We start from the raw sequence: 20,553 nt of genomic DNA on the forward strand, positions 1-20,553 counted from the left end.
AGGGCCGATCGACATTCGGGAAATGGCGTGCCGAGCCGAAGGCCACCGAAGGTAAAATGGTGGTTTTCCGTGAACCTTGAAGCGAGTCACGCGCCTCGCTTCAACGCAGCGCACTCAAAGTAGGTGAGCACCGGAAGCGCGGAGAACCGCCATTTGCAGGCCGCCAGAACTGAATGTCGATCGGCCCTAGCGCATCGGCACCTTCAGCTTGGTGGTGACGCCGGTTAGCGGATAGCGCTTGCCATTCCACAGGAAATCCCCCGGTAACCCCGTCGGCCGGGTGATTTCGGCATTCAAGGTGCTTCCCGAAATCCGGTAGCGGACGCTGACCGCACCCTGAGGCGTGGCAGCCGTTGCAGCCAGGCTCTTGAGCGATCCCAACGCGGGCTCAACCTTCAGCCGCGCATAGCCCGGCGCATCAGGCCCAATCCCGGCCACGATACCCAGCAGGTCTGCACTCGGGTGCGCACTCCATGCATGGCTGTCCGATCGTGTCGATTGGCCCTTGCCCCCCTGCCCCGCGTCGTCGCGCTCTTCCGGCCAGGTCGTATAGTGCATCGCCAGCAGATCACGCCACGTCTTGAGCATGTCGAGATAACGGTCGCTCTTCCCCGCATGGACCAGCGCCTGCGCCAGATACCAGGAGAAATAATAGCTGACGCTCGTAATCCCTTCAGGCGCATCTATCCCTTTGCCCGGCACCATTATCCGGTCGATGATGGCCCCTGCCTCATCGCGGCTCGCGACATCATAGAGGATGGCGAGCGCATTCATATGCTGGCTGAATCGATCGCCATCAGGATTATCGGCATAAAGACCGCGCGCCGGAACCCAGCACCGGCCGCGGATCGCCGCCTTCACGGTTTCGGCACGCGCGGCATAGCGCTGCGCCTGGCTCGCGTCGCCAAAGGCTCCCTCGATCGCCGCCCCCTGCTGGAGAGCGCCGAGCCAGCTGACGCTCATCAAACAGCTTTCGTCCGTCTTGCCATAGGAAGGAAAGATGGTCCGGTCGGTGGCGGACTGGCCGACCCAATCGATGAAGTTCCATTGCGGGTTCTTACCCAACAGGCCGCTGGGGCGGCGGTAGCTTTCGAACCAGTCCAGAACCCGGCGCATGCGCGGAATATTGCGGACGATGGGTGCGGGGTCGGGCTGGCGCAATCGCCAGTCATCCAGCATGCCAACCCACATCAGCGCGAACGGCGCGATCACATTATTGCCGCGCGTCGGCCAGGCGCCTTCCATCAGCCCGCCATCGACATCGGATGCAGCGAAGGCATCGATCGCCTGCTCGGCCAGACGGGGATCACCCGATACGGCATAGGAAATCAGCATCTGAAGGCGCGTGTCGCCCGCATATTGCAGCTGTTCCCAATAGGCCGTGTCCATATAGGTTTCATGCGCATCGACCCGTGCTGTGCGCCAGCCTATGTCGAAAATCCGCGCAAGTTCAGAATCATCGCTTTCGAACTTACCAACTTGTTGGAACGGATAGCCGGTCTCGTACGCTCTTAGCCCCTCCAGCACCAACGGCTGATCCTTGGTCTCGACCGTGATTTCGGCATAGCGCCAGGTCCGCCACCATAGCGGGGCAAAACTGCGCTTTTTTCCATCAGCGATAAAGCTGTCCCATATGCCGATCGGCTTGCGATCTTCGATCAGGTTGCGGTCCCCCTTCCGGCCCTGCGCATGGTACAGCGCCTCGGTCCACAGAAGCTTGATCGCCGCCCCCTTGCCGCCGGACACGTCCAACTGAGGATAGGCCGACACCATCGCATCGCGCTGAATAAGCAAGGTCGCCTTGCTGTTGGCCGGGATCGTCACCGCCCGCGCGGGAAAGGCCATGGCGGCAGGCAGGTCAGTCCGCACCACCTTGCCCGCTGCCACAGGCGTATAGGATTGCTGCGGCAGCCGGTCGGCCACCAGCGTCCGCTTCGCCGCATCGGGAGCAGGAACAGCGTCCTGCCAGCCCCCACCCTTTTCCTGCGGGCCAGCGGCATCGAAATCAGCCTTCGCCGCATCGATCTTCTCGGGGTTGCCCGCGACATAATACCAGCGCTTCACCTGCCCCCAGCCATTGGCGAAGCCACGACCCTCGTCGCGCTTTACCCGCCACCCCTCCCGGTCAGTCGAAAGCTCCGCTGTCTCGCCTTCGCCGATCAGGCGAAACCCGGTCGCGACGCTCTGCTGAAACAGCGGCGCCGTATTGGTGAAGAGCGAATTGCCCTGAGCCGCCGAAACCTGTGCGGGCGTGGCATTGGCGGGCAGCTTCAGCGGCTGCACCCCGTTCCACACCGTCGCCGCGATGACGTTGACGCCCGCTTTCATATAGGGCGCAAGGTCGATGCTCTCCTCGCGCCAATGGGCGATATCGCCCGTCGAAGGCCCCACCGCCACACGCGCACCATTCACAAACAATATGAACCGATTATCTGCCGTCACTCGCACCATATAAGAGCGCGGTTTGCCCGGCAGATCGAGCGTGCGGCGGAAATGCAGGACGATCGGGCGCACCGTCGGCCCCGCCTCCGCATGACTGATCCAGCCCTCAGCGCTACCCGTCTGAGCGATAGCGGCGGGCGCAGCGCCCAACATCAGCGAAGCAGCCAGCAATGTGCCCATCCTCATCATTTCTTCTCCGGCGAAAGGGCGCGGGCCAACGCCGCATCGAGCGCGGCATTGAACTGCTGGGATATGGCCGCGCGCGGCACGATCAGCTGGAATCCGTGGAACGCGCCCGGTATCACCAGCAATTCGGTCGGAACATCCGCATCGATCAGGCGGCGGGCAAACTCCACATCCTCGTCCACGAACAGGTCAATCGACCCGACCCCGATAAAGGTCGGCGGAAGCCCCTTGAGGTTCTTCACCCGCGCAGGCACTGCGCCTTCAGGTTGGGTGGCAGCGCCAGACCGTCGCCCCAGTAGCGCCTGCCAGCCCTTCCGGTTCGACTCCGCCGTCCAGATCAACTGGCCGATATGCGGCTGCACTGGACGCGAAGAGCCGGTCCGATCGTCCAGCATGGGGTAGATAAGCGCCTGAAACGCGACCTGCACCTCGCCCCTGTCACGCGCCGCAATCGTCAGCATGGCAGCCAAGCCGCCGCCCGCGCTTTCGCCCATGACGACAATCCGCCCTGGATCGACGCCCAGCGCGGCGGCATTGCTGTGCAGCCATTTCAAACCCGCATAGGCATCTTCCATAGGTCCGGGAAAACGCGTCTCCGGCGCTAACCGATATTGCACCGACACGATCACGCAGTTCAGCCGCTCGGCCAGGCTCTTGAGCGCCGGCAGATTTTCCCGCGCATCGCCGCCGATGAAACCACCGCCATGAACAAAGAAGATGGCGCCGCGCGGCGTTCCCTGCTCGGTGCTAGCGTTCACGACATAGACCGGAACCGGCGGTTGCCCGCGCGATCCGGGTGCCTGCCGCTCCTCCACCCCTGCGGGCAGTGGGCCGGGCTTGGCGGGCTTGTACGTCACCCCGCTCCGCTGCGCCTGCATGATGCCGCGCGCGACCGGCCGCAACTCCGGATTGACCGACCTCAGTCCTGCTTCCGGAGAAGGTACGACCGGCGCCGCCGCGATCAGCAGGCAGGATGCGATCGCGGCTGCGAAACGCCGCCCTCTCACCGTTGCGCCTCCAGTTTCGCTGGCCCCACCCATCCGGCCGGAACCGGCTTCAGCTTCTTGTAGATCGTGTCCTTGAGATCGATCATCGCATTCTGGGGTACGTTGGCGATAGCGATACTGATGTCATTCTTGCCCGCGCGAACCAGCTTCGTCACATCGACGCGGAACGGTGCGCTGAACAGGGTGGGCAAGCTTTGTCCGTTGACCGTCACCGTGGCGACGTCGTGCACTTCGCCCAGATCCAGCATCACGCTTGTTCCCCTGGTCAGCCAGCCCGCATCGACATTGATCGTGCGCCTGTAGGTTCCCGTCCCTGCAAAGCGCGCCAGTTCGTGTACCTGCTGCCAGTCCTTCAGGCTGATAGAGGCGAAATCCTGGCTATAGGGCTTGCGCTGGACATGACCGGTCGCCTGAAGCCGCCATCCATCCATGGGCAGCGTCATGCTGGCCACGGTGGCGGATGCCGGAACGGTGACAGCCTGCGTCTTGGGATCAAGCATCAGGAGCGCGCTTTCCCCCGCCGTAAGGCTAAGAGGTACGTCCGTAGCCTGCCCAGCAACGCGCGCCGACACAGGCGCAACCGTGCCGTCCATCGCATTCCACCGCGTGACACCCCCCACTTCGGGCAGCGTCAGCGTCACCTGCCGTGGGGCTTCTCCCCTGTTGTACACAAAGGTTGCCGTGCGGCCCTCGATCTTCCGCTGGACGAAGTAAAGATCGGCAGCATCGCCGGAAAAGCGCAGATTGGCCGGAATCGCCGCTGCCCGCAGAGCATCGGTCACACCAGCGGCGGGAACGATCTTCGCTCCGGATTTCAGCGCGGCGGCCACCGCCTTCTTCACCCTCGCATCGCGCTGGCGAGCCTGGGCCAGCCCTTCATCCCGGCTCGGCGCTCGATCGGTGAAGAACACCGGCAGTCCCGCCTTGGCAAAACGCGCGATCGCCTCGGCTGTCTCTGCCTGAATACCATCGATCGGCGGCAACACCAGCACCGGGTAGCGCTGGCCGCCCTGCGAAACGAGCTGCTTCCCTTCGACCCGGGCATGAGCGATCGAATCCGGGTTGATCCGGTCGAAATCATAGCCCCCTGCCAGGAACGCCTTTTCCGCTGCCTGCTTGCCCGCGCCGTCATCCTCGATGCCGACATAATAGCCGTAGCGGCCATAGAAATAGGCGACCGGAACCACCGCCTCACCTGCCTGCATGACGGCCTGCAAGCGGCCGATATAACCCGCCAAAGGCTTCATTGCGGGCCAGATCGGATTGGTCTCGTTCAACATGCTGGAAAAGCCGCCAGCGAAGGGGCTTGGCTGGAATGCGTGCCAGCCGGGCCAATCGTCGGCATGGAAGCGGTAATTATAACCATGCAGAATCATGGAGTTGACGCCACCCGCCATGAAGGCATCGACCCGCCGCCGCATTTCGTCGGGTGTCACGTCATAAGGGCGATTCCCCCATGCCAGGCTTTCCGCCGATACAGTTGGACGCCCATAAAGATGCGCACCCGACCGGGCCATCCGCATGAAAAAAGGATCGCCTGAACCGGGCAGATCTTCGGTCTCCGGTATATCGACCAAACCATATCCCCGGATCGTATCGAAAGCGCCGCCATGCGCCTGGAACTTCGCCTTCAGGCCATGCGCATGATTCCATGCCACGAAAGGCTGGATGAACCCCTCGATCATCATGTCTGAAACCGTGCGGCGATAGTCGGCGCGGACCCGTTCCGCCACATCGCTGTTCGCCGTGTCGAAATAGGGCGGCGACCAATGCTCGCTCCACGCCTGCATCCAACCGGGCTGGACAACGAAGGGCAGATAGGGCGTCAGGTCATATCCGCGCCGCTTCCTGAACTGTTGCAGCAATTCAGGTCCCCACTGAATATCCTGCATCAATTCCAGGCTGTCCACGAATGTCGATCGGATTCCGGCCGGGTCATTCCCCAACGGATCACCGACGCGCGCCGCATGCGCCGCAAAGGCTTGCGGGTTCATATGATCCAGGATCAGTTGCGGCCCCTGCCCGGCCGCGCCCAGCACCCCGACGTCCGAAGCATATTGGCGGAACACGAAGATTTGCCAGTCGCCGGGCGGCGGCGTCCAGTCGAGCGTGCCATCATCACGCAACTTGTTGGTCAGGAGCACGCTGCTTGCGGGGTCCAGCGTGCCTGCCGTCACCACGTCCCGCCACGGCGTCAATGTCATGCCCATCGCGCCCGGCGCGGCAGGGTGAAGCACGGGCGCGTTGCCCTTGACCGCAACGACCGCGACGGTGCGCGCCCGGCCCTCCATCCGCTTGCCCCAGTCGGCGACCTTCGGGTCCTTGACACGCACATCGAACATACTGAGCGCACCCAGCCGCTTTGTGCGCTTGGGAATATTGAGCTTGATCGGACCAGCCTCGCCGCCCTTGACCTGGGTGCTGGCCATGGAAAGCTCGGTGAACGCCAGTTCCGGCGGGATGGCAAAGCCGCCGCCGGACGGCCAGGACGAACCCAGCGTATAGTCCAGCGTCAGGCCCAATGCCTTCGCCGCCTCCCCCGCAGCGCGGACATGAGCGAAAAAGGACGGCTCGGCATATTGGTCGACACGTTTCTTCTCGTCCGGCGTAAGCGTCACGAAATTGGGCGTGAACGACTGAATCTCCGCACCGGCAAATCCGGTGTCCGCCATCAGCTTCAGTTCACGCTGCAATTCCTGATCCGTCACCGCATCGCCTGGCCACCACCAACGCAGCCGGGGCCGAGCATCGACGGGCGGGTTCTGGAAATGATCGTCCAGCGGACCTGCAAAAGCCGGAGCCTCGACAAGTGCAAACATTGCTGTTGCCGCCAGCAGGCAGTTCTTGATCAAACGCTTCGCTGTCATGGCTCAGGGCTTCCGGATCATACGGTTCAGCCGCGCCGTGCCGTTCAGCACCGGATCAGCGGCGGATGTGCCCACCTCTACCTTGACGTCACCCGCTGGCACCACCCAACGCTGCGCCTTTGCATCGAAGTCCGCGATCACGCGCATGTCCGCCGTAACCGTGACTTCCTTGCTTTCGCCGGGCTTGAGATTGGGCTTCGCCCATCCGATCAACCGCTTGGCCTTGCCCGGCCGGGTAACGTAGACCTGCGGCACGTCCGCACCCTCCCGCTGACCGCTATTCACCACGGTGAAGCGGACAGACAGCGCCTTTCCGCCCGTCACCTTCAGCCCTTCATAGCGGAACTGCGTGTAGCTAAGACCGTAGCCGAAGGGATAAAGCGGCTTCAGCCCCTTCTTGTCGAACCAGCGATAACCGGCATCCGATCCTTCCGAATAGACGATGTCGAACGGCTTCAAACCTGCCTGAAGACCATAGACGGCGCGCGTTTCCTTATCCGCTGGCGGCGCGTCGGAGCCGGGGAGCACTGGATTGGGCAACTGATCGACGGAGGCCGGAAAGGTCACGGGCAGATGACCGGACGGGTTAACCTTTCCGGTCAGAACCCGCGCAATGGCAGCGCCGCCACGCTGGCCACCATACCACGCCGACAGGATGGCCGGGACCTTGGCCTGCCAGGGCATCAGGACGGGGTTGCCGGTTTCCAGTACAACGACGGTCCTGCCGTTCGCACTCGCCACCGCGTCGATCAGTTCGTCCTGACCCTCGCCCAGCGACAGGTCCTTATGATCGACCGCCTCGGTCGCGTACTTGTCCGCGAAAACGACAACGATGTCGGCCGACTTCGCTGCCTGGACAGCGGCTGGCACATCCTTGCCGTCCAGATAGCTGACGGCCGCATTCGGAAACTCGGCGCGCAACGCATCAAGCGGCGGCGTGCCGCCATAGCCGCGACGGGCAAAGCCAGCGGCGGGGCCGCTTTCCGCGCCCTTGGAAACGCGCTTCAACGCGCCGACGGGATTGACCTGGCTCGAACCGCCGCCGCTCGGCACGCCAACATCGGCATTGCCTCCGACCACCAGGATCGTCTTCGCCGAAGCGGCCAGCGGCAGGATGCCGCCCTCATTGCGCAGCAGAACAATCCCCTGTTCCGCGGCACGCTGCGCGACTTCGGCATTGGCGTCATAGTTGATCGACTGGCCCGGCTGTAGCGGCTTGTCGGCCACGCCATGGGCATAGATGGCGTAGAGCACGCGTCCGGCCGCCTTGTCGACCGCCGACTGCGGCACCTTCCCCGCCTTGACCGCTTCCACCATCAGGTCGGAAAAATAGCGCTTGCCGTCGATCTGCTCGCCTGATTGCTGATCGAGACCGGCGATAATGGCCTCGGTCGAGTGCACCGCGCCCCAGTCCGACATCACATAGCCCTTGAAGCCCCAATCGCGCCGCAGGACGTCATTCAACAGGAAGGGATTTTCGCAGGCGTATTTCTCGCCGACGCGATTATAGCCGCACATCACGGACCCAGGCTTGCCGCGCTCCATGCCGATCTGGAAAGCCAGCAGATCGCTTTCGCGCATCGCCGGCTCATCCATGTTCACCGATGCGATGTTGCGCCCGGTTTCCTGGTTGTTCAGCGCGAAATGCTTGATCGTGCCGATGATGTCGTTGGACTGCACGCCACTGATCTGACTTCCGACCAGTTCCCCTGCCAGCAGCGGGTCTTCGCCCAGATATTCGAAATTGCGGCCGCCGCGCGGATCGCGCACCAGATTGACGCCGCCCACCAGCATCACGTTAAAACCCTTGGCCCGCGCCTCCGCACCAATCATTGCACCGCCCGCGTGGGCGATTTCCGGGTCCCATGTGGACGCAAGCGAAAGCCCTGAGGGCAAGGCCGTCGCCACATCGCCCTTGCGCATTTCCATCAGGTTGGACACGCCAAGGCTTGCGTCGCTTTCCACCAGTATAGGAACGCCAAGGCGTTCAACGCCTTCAATATATCCCGCGCCGAGGGGTATTCCCTGCGGCCGCTTCGACGCAGGGACGAAGCCCGTCATCGGGCCGTGGATGAGCCGGATCTTCTCTTCACCCGTCATTTTCGACAGGGTCTCAGCCGCTCTGCGCTCGGGTGACTTCTGGGTATCGCGGGCATATCCCCCGACCGGCGTCAGCATCGTCCCTGCGGCAGCAAGCAACAGGATGGATGAGGAATTCTTCATGATGTGCAGCCTCTCCGCTAGGGGGACATTTTCCGATTATCGGCAGTTTACATTCTTACGTTCCAGGAGCGCACACGTCAATATTCGATCGGTGTCGTTCGATTTATTTCAGAAGGCCATTGCTTCCGCCCATGGCTTGAGTCAGAGATGCGGTCATGCCAGCTACAAAGACCGAGAAAGCATTTACCCCAAAACGCGGCCGACCCGACGCGAAACAGGTCGCCGCGATCGATCGCGCTATCCTGGCCACCGCCACCCGGATGTTCCTGGAACTGGGTTATGACGGCGTGGCGATGGAAAATATCGCTGCGGCTACCGGCGTTTCCAAGGGCACGCTGTACGCCCGCTATCCCTCCAAAGAAGCGTTGTTCACGACCGTCATCCATGATCGCGTCAAGCAATGGTCGCTTATATCGGCAAGCCAGGATCATCTGCTGACCGATGACATTGCCGAACGCCTCCACCATCACGCGCAAGTGATCGCCCGGTCGCTGCTTCAGCGGGAAGTGCACGCGTTCCAGCTTCTGACGCTCGCCAATCGTGAACGCTTCCCCGAACTCGCCCGCGCCATGTATGAAGCAGGCTATCTCTACATCGTGCGTCTTATCAGCGACGACATCAGCCAGGCTGCCGCGCGCGACGGCATTCCCGCCCGCGATCCGGCCGCGATCGCTCGACAGCTTGTAGCCGCCATCACCGGGTGGGAATTGCAGGAAAGCAGCGCCGGTCCGATCGTCGAAGCCGAACTGTTGGGCGCCGCCCGGAAAACCGTCGATCTTTTGATGGCCGCTCGCAAAAGCTGGTGACTTGAATTTAGCACGTCATCGTGCGATATAGGAAATATCACAAACGGAGGATCCTGTTCCATGCGATTTTTGATTCTTGCTGCCGCGGCTTTGTCGCTCGCCACTCCGGCGCTGGCGGAAACTGCTGCTCCCGCCAAGTACACCTCTGCCGACACCGAACTGGGCGTCCTGCTCGACAACCCCGCTGCCAAGGCGATTATCGAGAAGTACATTCCCGGCATGACCAGCAATGATCAGGTCGATATGGCCCGCGCCATGACGCTGAAGGCCATCCAGCAATATGCGCCCGACGATGTCACCGACGCCCGTCTGGCGGCGATCGACGCCGATCTGGCCAAGCTGCCCTAACGACAAAGAAGCTCAGGCTTTATTGAGGGAGAAGGGCGCGCAAGCGCCCTTTTCTGTTGGGCACCCCTACCGCCACATAAAAGAAAGGGCCGGTTTGTGGCCGGCCCAGGTAGGTGTAGGAGAGTGCCTAAAAGGCGCGTCTAATTGAACATGCATGTTCGATAAGTCAAGCGACCGGCGAGCGCCTGTCAACATTTCCATCATATAGGAAAAGGATCGTCATCCCCAGGCTGACGCGGCGTCACCAGACGTGCGGCCCTTGGCGCGATCCATCTTTCGACGCTCTCAACGATCTCATAAATCACCGGCACGAAGATCAGCGACAACGCCGTTGAGGTGATGAGACCGCCGATCACCGCCAGCGCCATCGGCTGGCGAAACTCCGCACCCTCCCCAATGCCCAACGCGGTCGGCAGCATGCCCGCCGCCATCGCGACCGTCGTCATGACGATCGGCCGCGCACGTTCGCGGCATGCATTGCGCAGCGCCTCCGTCATCGGCGTGCCTGCCCGCTCCTCCTCGATCGCGAATTCCACCAGCAGGATCGAATTCTTCGCGCATAGGCCAAGCAGCATCAGCAGGCCGATCATCGCGGGCAGATCCAACGTCTTGCCGAACAGGGTCAGCGCGGCAAAGGCACCCAGCAGCGACAGCGGAAGCGCGGCCAGGATGACCACCGGCTTGAAGAAGCCCTTGAACAGCAGCACCAGCACCGAAAAGGTCAGCCCGATGCCCCCCACGATCGCCAGCATGAAGCCGCCAAACAGCTCGGACATCGCTTCTGAATCGCCCGTCTTCGCTTCCTGGACCCCCTTGGGCAGGTTGCGCATGACCGGCAATGCGTTCACTTCCTGCAACGCCTGGCCCAATGTTCGCCCGGCGACCAGATCCGCCTCCACCGACACGCGCCGCTCCCGGTCATAGCGCACGATCTTGCCGGGTCCAGCCTTGAACCGAATATCCGCAACGGCCGACAAGGGCGTCGTCTGCCCGTCGATGGTTGGCACGCGCAGGTTCGCGATCGTCTCCAGATCCTGACGCGATCCTTCGGGCAGGCGGACGCGGATCGGCACGCGTTCGTCGCCATCCGAATATTTCGCCACGCTCGCATCGATGTCGCCAATGGTCGCGATGCGCAGCACCTGGGCCAGCGTCCGGCTATCGACGTTAAGGCGCGACGCCTCCTCCGGCCGGGGCGTCACGATCAACTCCGGGCCTGCGGGCGGAGGCGCCGGGCGCGGGTCGGAAATCGACCGCACGTTGCGCATCTGCCGTAACAATTCGATTTGCGTCCGCTCCAGCGCCTGCCCATCCTCTCCGGCCAGCACGATGTTGACCCCAGCCGAACCGAACGTGCCCTGATTGGACAGGCGCACGTCCGGAATATCGCGCAATTTCGGCCTTATGATCTGCCGGAACTCATCCGTCGTGACGTCGCGATCATGTTTCAGCACCACGGTCAGCGTGCCCGTGCGCATGTCGTCGCCCGCGCTGAAGCCGCCGGACGTTGACCCCACCTGGGCAAAGACCCGTTCCACCGAAGGCTCTGCCGACAGCATGCGGGTCGCGTCGTTGACCGCCCGCGCCATGTCGTCACGCGTCGCGCCGGGCGGACCCTGCACCGCGATGTAGAGATAGCCCGGATTGCCGACCGGCTGGAATCCCACCGGCGTAAGGCTCGCCAGCAGGAGCGACAGAAGGAAAATCCCGCCACCGATCGCCATCGTCATCCATCGGTGGGCCAAGGCCCAATCCAATATGCGGCCATAGATCGGGTTTACGGGCCGCTTTTCCCGATGCGCCCTATCCTTGAGCGGCACGAGGAAATAGGCCGCCATCAGCGGCGTCAGCAAACGCGCCACGACCAGCGAGAAGAGCACCGCGACAGCCACGGTCAAACCGAACTCGCGGAAAAACTGTCCCGCCTGCCCCGGGATCAGTGACACCGGCGCGAACACCGCGATGATCGTCGCGGTCGTCGCGATCACCGCCAGACCGATGGCATCCGCGCCGATCAACGCGGCGCGATAGGGCGTCTCGCCAGTCTCAATCCGCTTCTCGATATTCTCGACTTCCACGATCGCGTCATCGACCAGGATCCCGATCACCAATGTCAGCGCCAGCAGCGTGATGCTGTTGAGGCTGAATCCCATGGCCGACATAAGGACGAAGGTCGGGATCAGGGATAACGGCATGGCCACCGCAGCAATGATCGTCGCGCGCCAGTTGCGCAGGAACAGATAGACGACGATCACCGCCAGAAAAATGCCCTCGATCAGCACATGCTGGGTCGATGCAAAGGTCCGCCGTGTCGAATCCACCGTGGATACCAGCTTGGTGAAGGTGACGCCCGGATGCTCGGCCTGAATCCGGGCTATCGCCTTGACCGCCCGGTCCTCGACACTGATGTCGCTCGCTTCGCGCGTCTTGCTGATCTGGATCGCGGTCACGGGCCTGCCGTCCAACCGCGCAAACCCGCGCTGTTCGGCCGCGCCATCGCCAATCTCGGCAATGTCGCCCAGGCGAACATAACGACCCTGAACCGGGATCGCCAGGTCGCGCAACCTGTCAATGGTCATGGATGACCCGAGGACACGGATCGTCTGTTCGACTGCCCCCACATCGGCACGGCCACCCGGATCGTCACTGTGGAACGCGGCAAGGGCGTTGTTCACCTGCGGCGCCGTCACGCCTAGTGCCGCCATGCGCTGCGCATCCAGCACGATGTTGATTTCCCGATCGGCGCCCCCAATGCGGTGAACCTGCGCCACGCCTTGTTGGGCCTGCAATGCGCGAGTGACCACCTTGTCGACGAAGCGCGACAATTCCGTGTTGCCCATCGCGGGCGCGCTGACCGCATAGGTCAGAATGGGGGCGGCATCGATGTCCAGCCGTTGCACCAGCGGCGGGTCGATCCCCGGCGGCAAATCGATGCGCGCGCGTTCCACGGCGGTTCGGACATCGTCCGTCGCCTTCTGCATGTCGCTGTGCAGTTCGAACTCGACCGTCGTGGTGGACGATCCCAGCACGGCCGTCGAACTGATATGCTTGACCCCGGCCACGCTGCTCAACGCATTTTCGATCGGCCGAGTGATCTGGTTCTCGACTTCGCTGGGCGCCGCGCCATTTTGCGTCACCGTCACGCTGACGACAGGGAAATTGACGTTGGGGAACTGCTTTATGGGCAGGCCAATATACGCCACGATCCCCGCGATCGTCAGCAGGATGAACAGCGAAACGACCGGGATCGGGTTGCGGATGGCCCAGGCGGAAATGCGCATGGTTACTTGCCCCTGCCAGCGGCGATCCGCACCCGGTCACCCTCCAGCAGGAAAGCGCCGCCGCCCAGCACGGCTCGCACGCCGGGCTTCGCGCCGCTCAATATCTCGACCATGCCACCCGCGCGCCGCCCTGTCCGCACCGAAGCGCGATGGACCCGGTCGGACTTGTCGAGCAACAGCATATAGGCGCCGTCGGCATCATAGTGCACAGCGGCTTCAGGCGCGGCCAACACCGTGCCGCTGGCCTTCACGAACTCCGCCTTGGCAAAGCCGCCGGGGCGCAATTGCGGGTTCACCGGCAAAGCGATGCGCGCGCTCGAAAGACCTGTCTGATTATCGACGCGCGCGCCCAGCAGCCTGATCTTGCCCGACAGTCTGGTGCCCGACGCCAATGTGACCGTCGCGGGATCACCGATGGAAAGCGTTCCCATGGCCGCTTCCGCAACCTCGGCGTCCAATTCGACCAGATCGTCGCGCGCAATGGTGAACAGCACCGTGCCCGACGCGGATGGCTCGCCCGGCCGCGCGGATCGCTGGAGAACACGGCCAGCCACGGGCGATCGGATTATCAACCGGCTCTGGCGGGTCAGCAGGTCGTCAAGCTGCGCCTTCGCCACGCCCACGGCGGCCTGCGCCGATCTTGCGGCGATGCGCCGCTGGTCGATCGCCTCCTGCGACAGCACACCCTGATTGTCGAGGCCCGCTACCCGGCCCGCGTCCATGCGAGCCCTATCATAGGCGACCTGCTGCTGGCTCAACTGCGCGCGCGCCTGATCGATTTGCGAACGCAGCAGCGTATCGTCCAGCACCGCCAGAACCTGTCCAGCGCCTACCCTGGCGTCTTCTTCCACCAGCACGCGCGCGATGCGATAGCCCGAAAGCTCCGGCGCGACCGCAACTTCCTCGCGCGGGATCAGGCGGCCCGATGCGCTCAGACCTCCTGCCAGCGCCCGATGATCGACCATGGCCACCGTCACGGTCGGCGGCGGCGGCTCCTTCGCCGCTTCCTTGCCCCCACCGCAGGCGGCAAGCAGCAGGGCGAGGGGAAGCGCCATGGCAAAGGGATGCGGCTTGAAGATCACGGCATTTCCTTGGATTGAATAGGCAGGGCGACCGGCGGCTGTTCAGGCGCCGTCGCGGGATCGTCCGGGCTCCACCCGCCGCCCAGCGCACGGAATGCGCCGACGGCATTGCCCAGCGCCTGTGTACGCGCATTGGTAAGCGCACGGCGCGCGGCCCGCCACGTCTGTTCCGCCTGGATCAACGTGGTAAGATCGGTCAGCCCGGCGCGATAACCCTTGCGCCCCGCATCAAATGCAAAGCGCGCCCGCTCCTCGGCAAGGCTGAGGTCGGCGAGCCGCACCCGGTCGGCAGCGACCAGCGCCAGCGCGATGTCGGCATCCCGGAAGGCTGCCTGCACCGCCGCCTCATAGCTTACCACGGCGCGTTCGCCCTGCGCCTCCGTCGCGCGCAATTGCGCCATCAGGCGGGTGCGGTCCAGAACCGGCAGGCTCAATCCGGCGGCGATGGACCAGAGACCCGTGACGCCGCCCGCCGCCCCGGACGTGCGGTTGATGCTGCCGTTGCCCTGAAGCGTGAAGCGGGGGAACAGCGCTAGCCTGTCGACCTTGACCGCGCTCGTCGCTGCCGCAACCCGCGCCTCGGCGGCCAATATGTCCGGTCGCCGCGTCAGCAGCGACGCGGGCAGCAATGGCGGGACCGGCGGCGCCGTGTCGAGCCGCGCCTCTATAGGCAGGCTATCGGTCGGGGCGTCCGGCGTTCCGATCAGGACCAGCAATGACCGCTTGGCGTTTCGCAGCGCCGTCTCGATCCGCGTCAGCTCCGCCTGCGCCGTTGCCGCGTCGCCTTCCAGCCGAGCCGTTTCCGAACCCGCCACCAGCCCGCGATCGCGGCCGAGCTGCGACGCCCGTTCCAATTCTCTCGCGATGCGCAACCCCTCCTGCGCGTCGTCGCGTTGGACAGACAGCCCTCGCGCCTCGAACAGCGCGCTCGCAACATCGGCGGCCAGACTTAACCGGGCCGCATGATAATCATAGGCCGCCGCCACATAGGTCGCTCGTGCGCCTTGTCCGATCGCGCCCAGCCTGCCGAACAGGTCGAGTTCCCAGCTGGGACTGAAGGCCAGCGACTGGCTGTCACTCCGCGCCGTGGACCCGAACAGATCGGTTCCTGACAGCTGGCTGCCATCCTGTATCTTGGCCGATCCGCTAATGGCGCCCGTCGGCAGGCGTTGCGACAGCGACTGATCTCGAATGGCGCGCGCTTCGCGCAACCGGAAATAGGCTGACCGGGCATCGGTATTCTGGGCCAGCGCCTGTTCCACAAATGCGGAAAGTTGCGCGTCGTTGAAACGGCTCCACCAACGATCCAGCCTTTCCTCGGCAGCGGGGGCAGGTGCTGCTTCGAACCGCTCTGGCAACGCGATCCTGGGGCGCGCGAGTTCGATCGACGGCGCGCAGGCCGACAGCAGCGCACAGAGCATGAACGAGGAACGGCGCGGGCCAGAAAGCGGCAAGCGGAATGACTCCAATCTTGATCGACCGCGACACGGATAGCGCCGCGACAAAAAGAAACAAGATTGTTTATTTTCAACCGAAGCTTTTTTTGCCAATGCTTTCCTTCATGGTTTCCACTCCCCCCATCCGCCGCCCCGGCCGCCCCCGCCGCGAAGAAAGCGGCGACGTCGAGCAGCGCCTGGTAGATACCGCCATGCAGTTGCTCGTCGAACATGGGCCGAACCTCACGATGAACTCGATCATCGCCGCATCCGGTCTGTCGCGGAAAACCGTCTACGCCCATTATCCCAACAAATCCGCGCTGTTCGCCGCAGTAGTCCGGCAAATGCTGGGTTATGGCCTCGAACCGATGACCATCCCTCCCCGCTCGAACTGGCGCGAAAGCCTGCTCGCGTTCGTCGAGGCCTGCCTTGTCGAAGTGTGCGAACCCTATGCCACCGGCATGCGCCGTCTGTTGATGTTGAACCCCTCCTTCATGGAAGAAGCCCGCTCTCATATCGAACAAGTCGTAGTGCGCCGCTATCTCGATCCGATGATCGCATTTCTACAATCGCTGATCGACCGGGGCACCATCCCCGATCAGAATGTGGCGTTCGCGGCGGAGTCTCTCACCAGCCTCATCCTGTCCGAATCCCATCGCCGCTTTTTCCAGGGCGAGGCCGAAAACAGCATCGACCCGGCCCATCTCAATGCGCATGCACGCCGTTTGACCGGCTTGTTTTGCGGCGGCATCTTGGCGCCAACGCAAAGCTGCTGAAGCAAGGTTCAGCGTTGCCCTTCCTGTTCGGCCCATCCAACCTGCCAAGCAATTTTGCTCATCCGGAACATTTCGCACGTCGCCGTTCAGAAAAGCGTTGCCAGCGTTGTCCACTCGAATATAGTGCACGAAACGGCCCAAATTAACGAGAGCCGTTTTAACAGCAACACCCTCAGGGGAGGATTATCGATGCGAATTAAGCGTGTCTCACGCGCGGCGCTTCTGTGCGCTGGCGTTTCTGCTTTTGCTGTACCCGCGCTGGCTTATGCACAGGCCGGAGCTGAAAATAGCTCAAGCGACATCATCGTAACCGCCACGCGCCGGGCGGAAAAGCTACAGGACGTACCGATGTCGGTGAACGTCGCAACTGGCGAGCAGCTTGAAAAATTCAAGATTTTCGACATCAAGGACGTCTCGCAACTCGCACCGGGTCTTGAGTTGAGCAATTCGACCGGGCGGAATAATACAACCACGCTGCGCGGCATCACCTTCGATCCGGATCAGGGTACCGCTCCAGCGGTGCAGGTCTATCTTAACGAAATTCCGGCCGATGCGCAGACCGTTTACACCGCCATGTACGACATCGGGCAAATCGAAGTGCTGCGCGGCCCGCAAGGCCTGCTGCGGGGCCTCTCTGCACCCGCAGGTTCCATCACGATCACGACACGGCGTCCGAACTTTGACGCGCCAGAGGGTTATGCCCAGGCAACTGCGACCGACCGCGCTGGCTATAACGTGCAGTTTGGCGCCTCTCTACCTTTCAACGACAAGCTGGCTATTCGTCTCGCCGGCGTGGTTGACGGCAATCGTCTCAATCAGGTGCGCGACGTCAATCGGAATGGCCAACGATCAAGGAGCCGCACCGAGAGCGTGCGTGGCACCCTAGGTTGGAAACCGACCGAGGATTTCACCGCCTATCTGACCTATCAATATCTGTACGCCGACAACCGGCAGTTCCAGCAGGTCATAGGCAGTGGCAACACCCCCTTCTATCTTGATGGCTTCAATTTTGCGCAGCCTTCCTATGGTTTCGGCTTCATTGTGGCTCCGGACCCCTCGGTTTCGTCCGGCCCGCCCTTGACCGCTTCCGACTACAAGGCGGTGCAAGAAGGGGTGTTCCGTAACCGCAACGAAACTCATATCGTCAATCTGGTGACCGATTGGGATTTGGGTCCGGCTACGCTTTCCGTCGTGGGCGCTCACCAGTTCACCAAATTGAACATCAGCCGCGACATCGACACGGGTAATGCGGTCCCCGGTTACGCGCCAGCTTCGAATGTGGTCACGCCATATAAGGTGGATACGGCTGAAATACGGTTGTCGTCGAACAACGACGAAGGGCTTGGCTGGGGCGTTGGCGCTTTTTATCAGAAGCAGACCGGCACCACCGTTGTGAATCAGGCGCAGGATACAATCATCGCCCCCACGCTGCCGCTTAACTTCTCCCCTCTGGATTTGAGGATCGTGGTCCCGGTCGACACATCGACTTGGTCGTTCAACGGCAATCTGCGTTACAAAACGGGTCCGCTGACGGTCACCGGTGGCCTGCGCTACTCCATCATGAAAAATACGCAGGTCACCAGCATCTTTTTCGATCCGTTGCCCGCGTCGATCCCGTCAAATCCCATTGTGGACGGACCATTCCGTGGTAACGAGAAGCCCATCACTGGTGGCGCGACAGTCAACTACGCTTTCTCACCCGCTCTCAATGCCTATTTCTCCTATGGCCATTCTTTCCGCGCGGGCAGCCATGGGGTCGCAACGCCCGCCTTCATTTCCAACGATCTTGTTCAAACCTCACCTGAAAAGACCGACTCTTTTGAAATCGGTCTCAAAGGCTCCGCCCTTGATCGCAAGATCGATTTTACGGTCGCCGCCTTCTATCAAAAACTCGACAATTTCCTCAATCGTTTCACGGGCATCCACTACGATGTGCGACGTACATTTATCATAAATGGCCAACCGGTTGACTACCAGTCTGCTGGCAGCTTCGACTTCAACTACAACACTAAAGCCACAGTCAAAGGCGTGGAGGCCGAGATCAATGCTCGTCCGACGCCGAATTGGGATCTGAATATCAGCGGATCATATGCCAAGGCCCGTTTCGACAATGCCACTGTTCCATGCAACACATTCGACGCGAACGGCAACCCAACCGTTGTCGGCACGGGAGACGTGAGCTATTGCACCACCAGCGGACGCATGGCGGAAGTTCCGGATTTCACTCTGAGGGCCAACACGGAAATCCGTTTCCCCATGGGATCGGTTACACCATATGTCCGTGCCCTGCTGGATTATCGCCCCGGCTTCCATTCAGAACGCGCGAACTATAATTACCGGGATCGCGAACTCCTCAACCTGTTCTTGGGTGTGCGCTCGGATGATGCGGGCTGGGGCATTGAACTGTTCGCACGCAATGTGCTGAATCAAAAACGTATCACGAACATCTCAGCGGGCAACAGCACCATGTCGACCTACTGTGCGCCCGGATATTATCTAAATCCGGCACTGTGCAACGGTAATGGGTTAACACTCAATTCGGGCTATCGTGGGGTAAACGTGATGAACCCGCGCGAGCTCGGCGCTACGCTCAGCTTCAAGTGGTAAAAACCTCTGTGGCCTCCCTCCCCTTTCGGGGGTAAGGGGACACAGACCTATCCAATCTCTGAACCCTGTTCCTGCATTGCGGGGGCAGGGTTCTCTTTTGGCGAACAGCCACCCACTGGAGAAGCCGTCGCAGAGATCGACAGATTTTCCGCCGTTGTTGATGCTTCAACCTGAACGTGGAAACCGCAAGCGCCGGACATGACAGCTCACTTCATCGGCTGAGCCGCGATAACCTATGGTTTCTATATACCAAAGAAAGGTCCCATCTGGTTCGCACCTGCGCCTCTTTCTAGACGATAGGATGTCGGGGATTGGCCGGTCCATACCCGAAAGGCCTGGCGGAAGGCGTCTGAGTCACAATAATCCAGTCGCCCAGCGATTTCCTCGATGGACAAGCCAGTCCTTCGTAACAAATGAAGTGCCAGTTCGCGGCGGCAACTTTCGCGTACCTGGCGATAACTTGTGCCCTCCCGCGCCAATTGACGGCGCAGCGTTGCCTCGCTTCCCCCAAGAGTAATCACTATCTCCCCAAAGGCAGGCAAGCGCCGGTCGCTCTTCAGGGCTGCCATAACAATGCCGCGAACGCGTATCTCGGTTGGCATGCGCTCGGCTTCCCGCGCACTCGAAACGAACAGGAGATTGCTGAGCGGCCGACGATGATGGTCTTCCCAGCTGCGCATTACGGGATAATCCAGCAGAGACGCACTGAAATCAAAGCCGCTCCAGCCCTCATTTAGGCGCACCGGGAAAGGTAAGGCTGGCAGGCTCAACGCCTCGACTATTTCCGGAGCATGGTTCAACCAGGCATTGCGTGCTGGGATCGCATGATCGATCAGCCAACCAAACAGGCCATGTATTTCCATCACACCGAAAAGGTCGATCAAGCAGCCCGCTGACGTCGATCCGCCGGTTCGCATCGCTTCCAATTGAAGTTCCGCCCTGTCCCCATGGGTCCGCAGCGCCATCTTGCCACATCGCCAGTCAATGGCTTCAAAACAATCGCAGCAACGCATGATGGCTTCGCGCAAGGTTCGTGCGCTCGTCAGGCTGTACATTATGACGCGCCAATCACATGAGCCTAGCCCTCGGCGTCCTATCATCGCTGCGTCCCGGCGTGCCAGTTCGTTAATCGCCTGGCTGGTCATCCGCGCAAGGTCGGCAACCGGCAAGGTTCTCAACGAACTTCCCCCATCGCCCGACCGGCCTACATGGGCAAAAAGTGGTTCAGTGGACCCGAACGCTTCGGCATAAATGGCGAGCACGCGCTCAGCTACGCTCTCGGCAAGATGCCATTCGCCGGATTCCGTCTGTAATGGCCGCATTGATACTTCCCTTGATTTTCGATCAACCTACTCGATCCAACACCCTGGATAAATCTTTCTGTTTCCGGTGATGGCGCAGAATGAATGCGCGAAATTGCCGCGTCACATGATCGATTTTGGGGTGGTGGCAAAACGCAGGAAGAGTCATGAAATCTGAAGCACCCGCCTAA

Annotated in this window: 12 protein-coding genes; 4 read left to right on the top strand and 8 right to left on the bottom strand. The window is 61.9% G+C overall.

Going from position 1 to position 20,553, the window contains the following annotated elements; all coding sequences use genetic code 11:
* Nucleotides 1-186: 186 nt before the first annotated feature.
* The 4 genes from ACZ5YV_RS14715 to ACZ5YV_RS14730 are packed head-to-tail and all read right to left on the bottom strand — an operon-like array spanning nucleotide 187 to nucleotide 8,725.
* Nucleotides 187-2,631: an alpha-L-rhamnosidase-related protein gene (locus ACZ5YV_RS14715; protein ID WP_464789818.1), complete on the bottom strand. Its 2,445-nt coding sequence runs from the start codon at nucleotides 2,629-2,631 to the stop codon at nucleotides 187-189.
* Nucleotides 2,628-3,635 (bottom strand): alpha/beta hydrolase, encoded by a 1,008-nt coding sequence (locus tag ACZ5YV_RS14720; RefSeq protein WP_464789819.1) that lies wholly within the window; start codon nucleotides 3,633-3,635, stop codon nucleotides 2,628-2,630. The genes ACZ5YV_RS14715 and ACZ5YV_RS14720 overlap by 4 nt, the downstream gene beginning before the upstream one ends.
* Entirely contained in the window at nucleotides 3,632-6,502 is a 2,871-nt protein-coding gene (locus ACZ5YV_RS14725) for a glycosyl hydrolase (protein WP_464789820.1), read from the bottom strand. Before ACZ5YV_RS14725 ends, ACZ5YV_RS14720 begins: the two co-directional genes overlap by 4 nt.
* Nucleotides 6,503-6,505: 3 nt before the next feature.
* On the bottom strand, nucleotides 6,506-8,725 hold the full coding sequence (locus ACZ5YV_RS14730; RefSeq protein ID WP_464789821.1) for a glycoside hydrolase family 3 C-terminal domain-containing protein: 2,220 nt from the start codon (nucleotides 8,723-8,725) through the stop codon (nucleotides 6,506-6,508).
* A gap of 155 nt (nucleotides 8,726-8,880) precedes the next feature.
* Between ACZ5YV_RS14730 and ACZ5YV_RS14735 the strand changes: the two genes are divergently transcribed.
* Nucleotides 8,881-9,531 (top strand): TetR/AcrR family transcriptional regulator, encoded by a 651-nt coding sequence (locus tag ACZ5YV_RS14735; protein WP_464789822.1) that lies wholly within the window; start codon nucleotides 8,881-8,883, stop codon nucleotides 9,529-9,531.
* Nucleotides 9,532-9,591: 60 nt separating this feature from the next.
* Nucleotides 9,592-9,879 carry a hypothetical protein gene (locus ACZ5YV_RS14740; RefSeq protein ID WP_464789823.1) on the top strand — a complete coding sequence of 96 codons (288 nt, stop codon included), beginning with the start codon at nucleotides 9,592-9,594 and terminating at the stop codon, nucleotides 9,877-9,879.
* A 200-nt stretch (nucleotides 9,880-10,079) separates the two neighbouring features.
* Here the strand turns inward: ACZ5YV_RS14740 and ACZ5YV_RS14745 are convergent, their stop codons facing one another.
* The 3 genes from ACZ5YV_RS14745 to ACZ5YV_RS14755 are packed head-to-tail and all read right to left on the bottom strand — an operon-like array spanning nucleotide 10,080 to nucleotide 15,696.
* Nucleotides 10,080-13,160 carry an efflux RND transporter permease subunit gene (locus ACZ5YV_RS14745; RefSeq protein ID WP_464789824.1) on the bottom strand — a complete coding sequence of 1,027 codons (3,081 nt, stop codon included), beginning with the start codon at nucleotides 13,158-13,160 and terminating at the stop codon, nucleotides 10,080-10,082.
* Nucleotides 13,161-13,162: 2 nt separating this feature from the next.
* Nucleotides 13,163-14,242, bottom strand: a complete 1,080-nt coding sequence (locus ACZ5YV_RS14750; protein ID WP_464789825.1) for an efflux RND transporter periplasmic adaptor subunit — start codon at nucleotides 14,240-14,242, stop codon at nucleotides 13,163-13,165.
* The gene (locus ACZ5YV_RS14755; protein WP_464789826.1) at nucleotides 14,239-15,696 is read right to left on the bottom strand and encodes an efflux transporter outer membrane subunit; all 1,458 of its coding nucleotides are present in this window, start codon (nucleotides 15,694-15,696) and stop codon (nucleotides 14,239-14,241) included. The genes ACZ5YV_RS14750 and ACZ5YV_RS14755 overlap by 4 nt, the downstream gene beginning before the upstream one ends.
* Before the next feature lie 107 nt (nucleotides 15,697-15,803).
* Here ACZ5YV_RS14755 and ACZ5YV_RS14760 point away from each other — a divergent pair, with 107 nt between their 5' ends.
* Nucleotides 15,804-16,454, top strand: a complete 651-nt coding sequence (locus ACZ5YV_RS14760) for a TetR/AcrR family transcriptional regulator (protein ID WP_464789827.1) — start codon at nucleotides 15,804-15,806, stop codon at nucleotides 16,452-16,454.
* Between the two features lie 189 nt (nucleotides 16,455-16,643).
* Entirely contained in the window at nucleotides 16,644-19,061 is a 2,418-nt protein-coding gene (locus tag ACZ5YV_RS14765; RefSeq protein ID WP_464789828.1) for a TonB-dependent receptor, read from the top strand.
* 242 nt (nucleotides 19,062-19,303) lie between these two features.
* Here the strand turns inward: ACZ5YV_RS14765 and ACZ5YV_RS14770 are convergent, their stop codons facing one another.
* The gene (locus ACZ5YV_RS14770; RefSeq protein ID WP_464789829.1) at nucleotides 19,304-20,383 is read right to left on the bottom strand and encodes a helix-turn-helix domain-containing protein; all 1,080 of its coding nucleotides are present in this window, start codon (nucleotides 20,381-20,383) and stop codon (nucleotides 19,304-19,306) included.
* Between the last annotated feature and the right edge of the window lie 170 nt (nucleotides 20,384-20,553).

This window comes from Sphingobium sp. TomTYG46 (assembly GCF_055396345.1).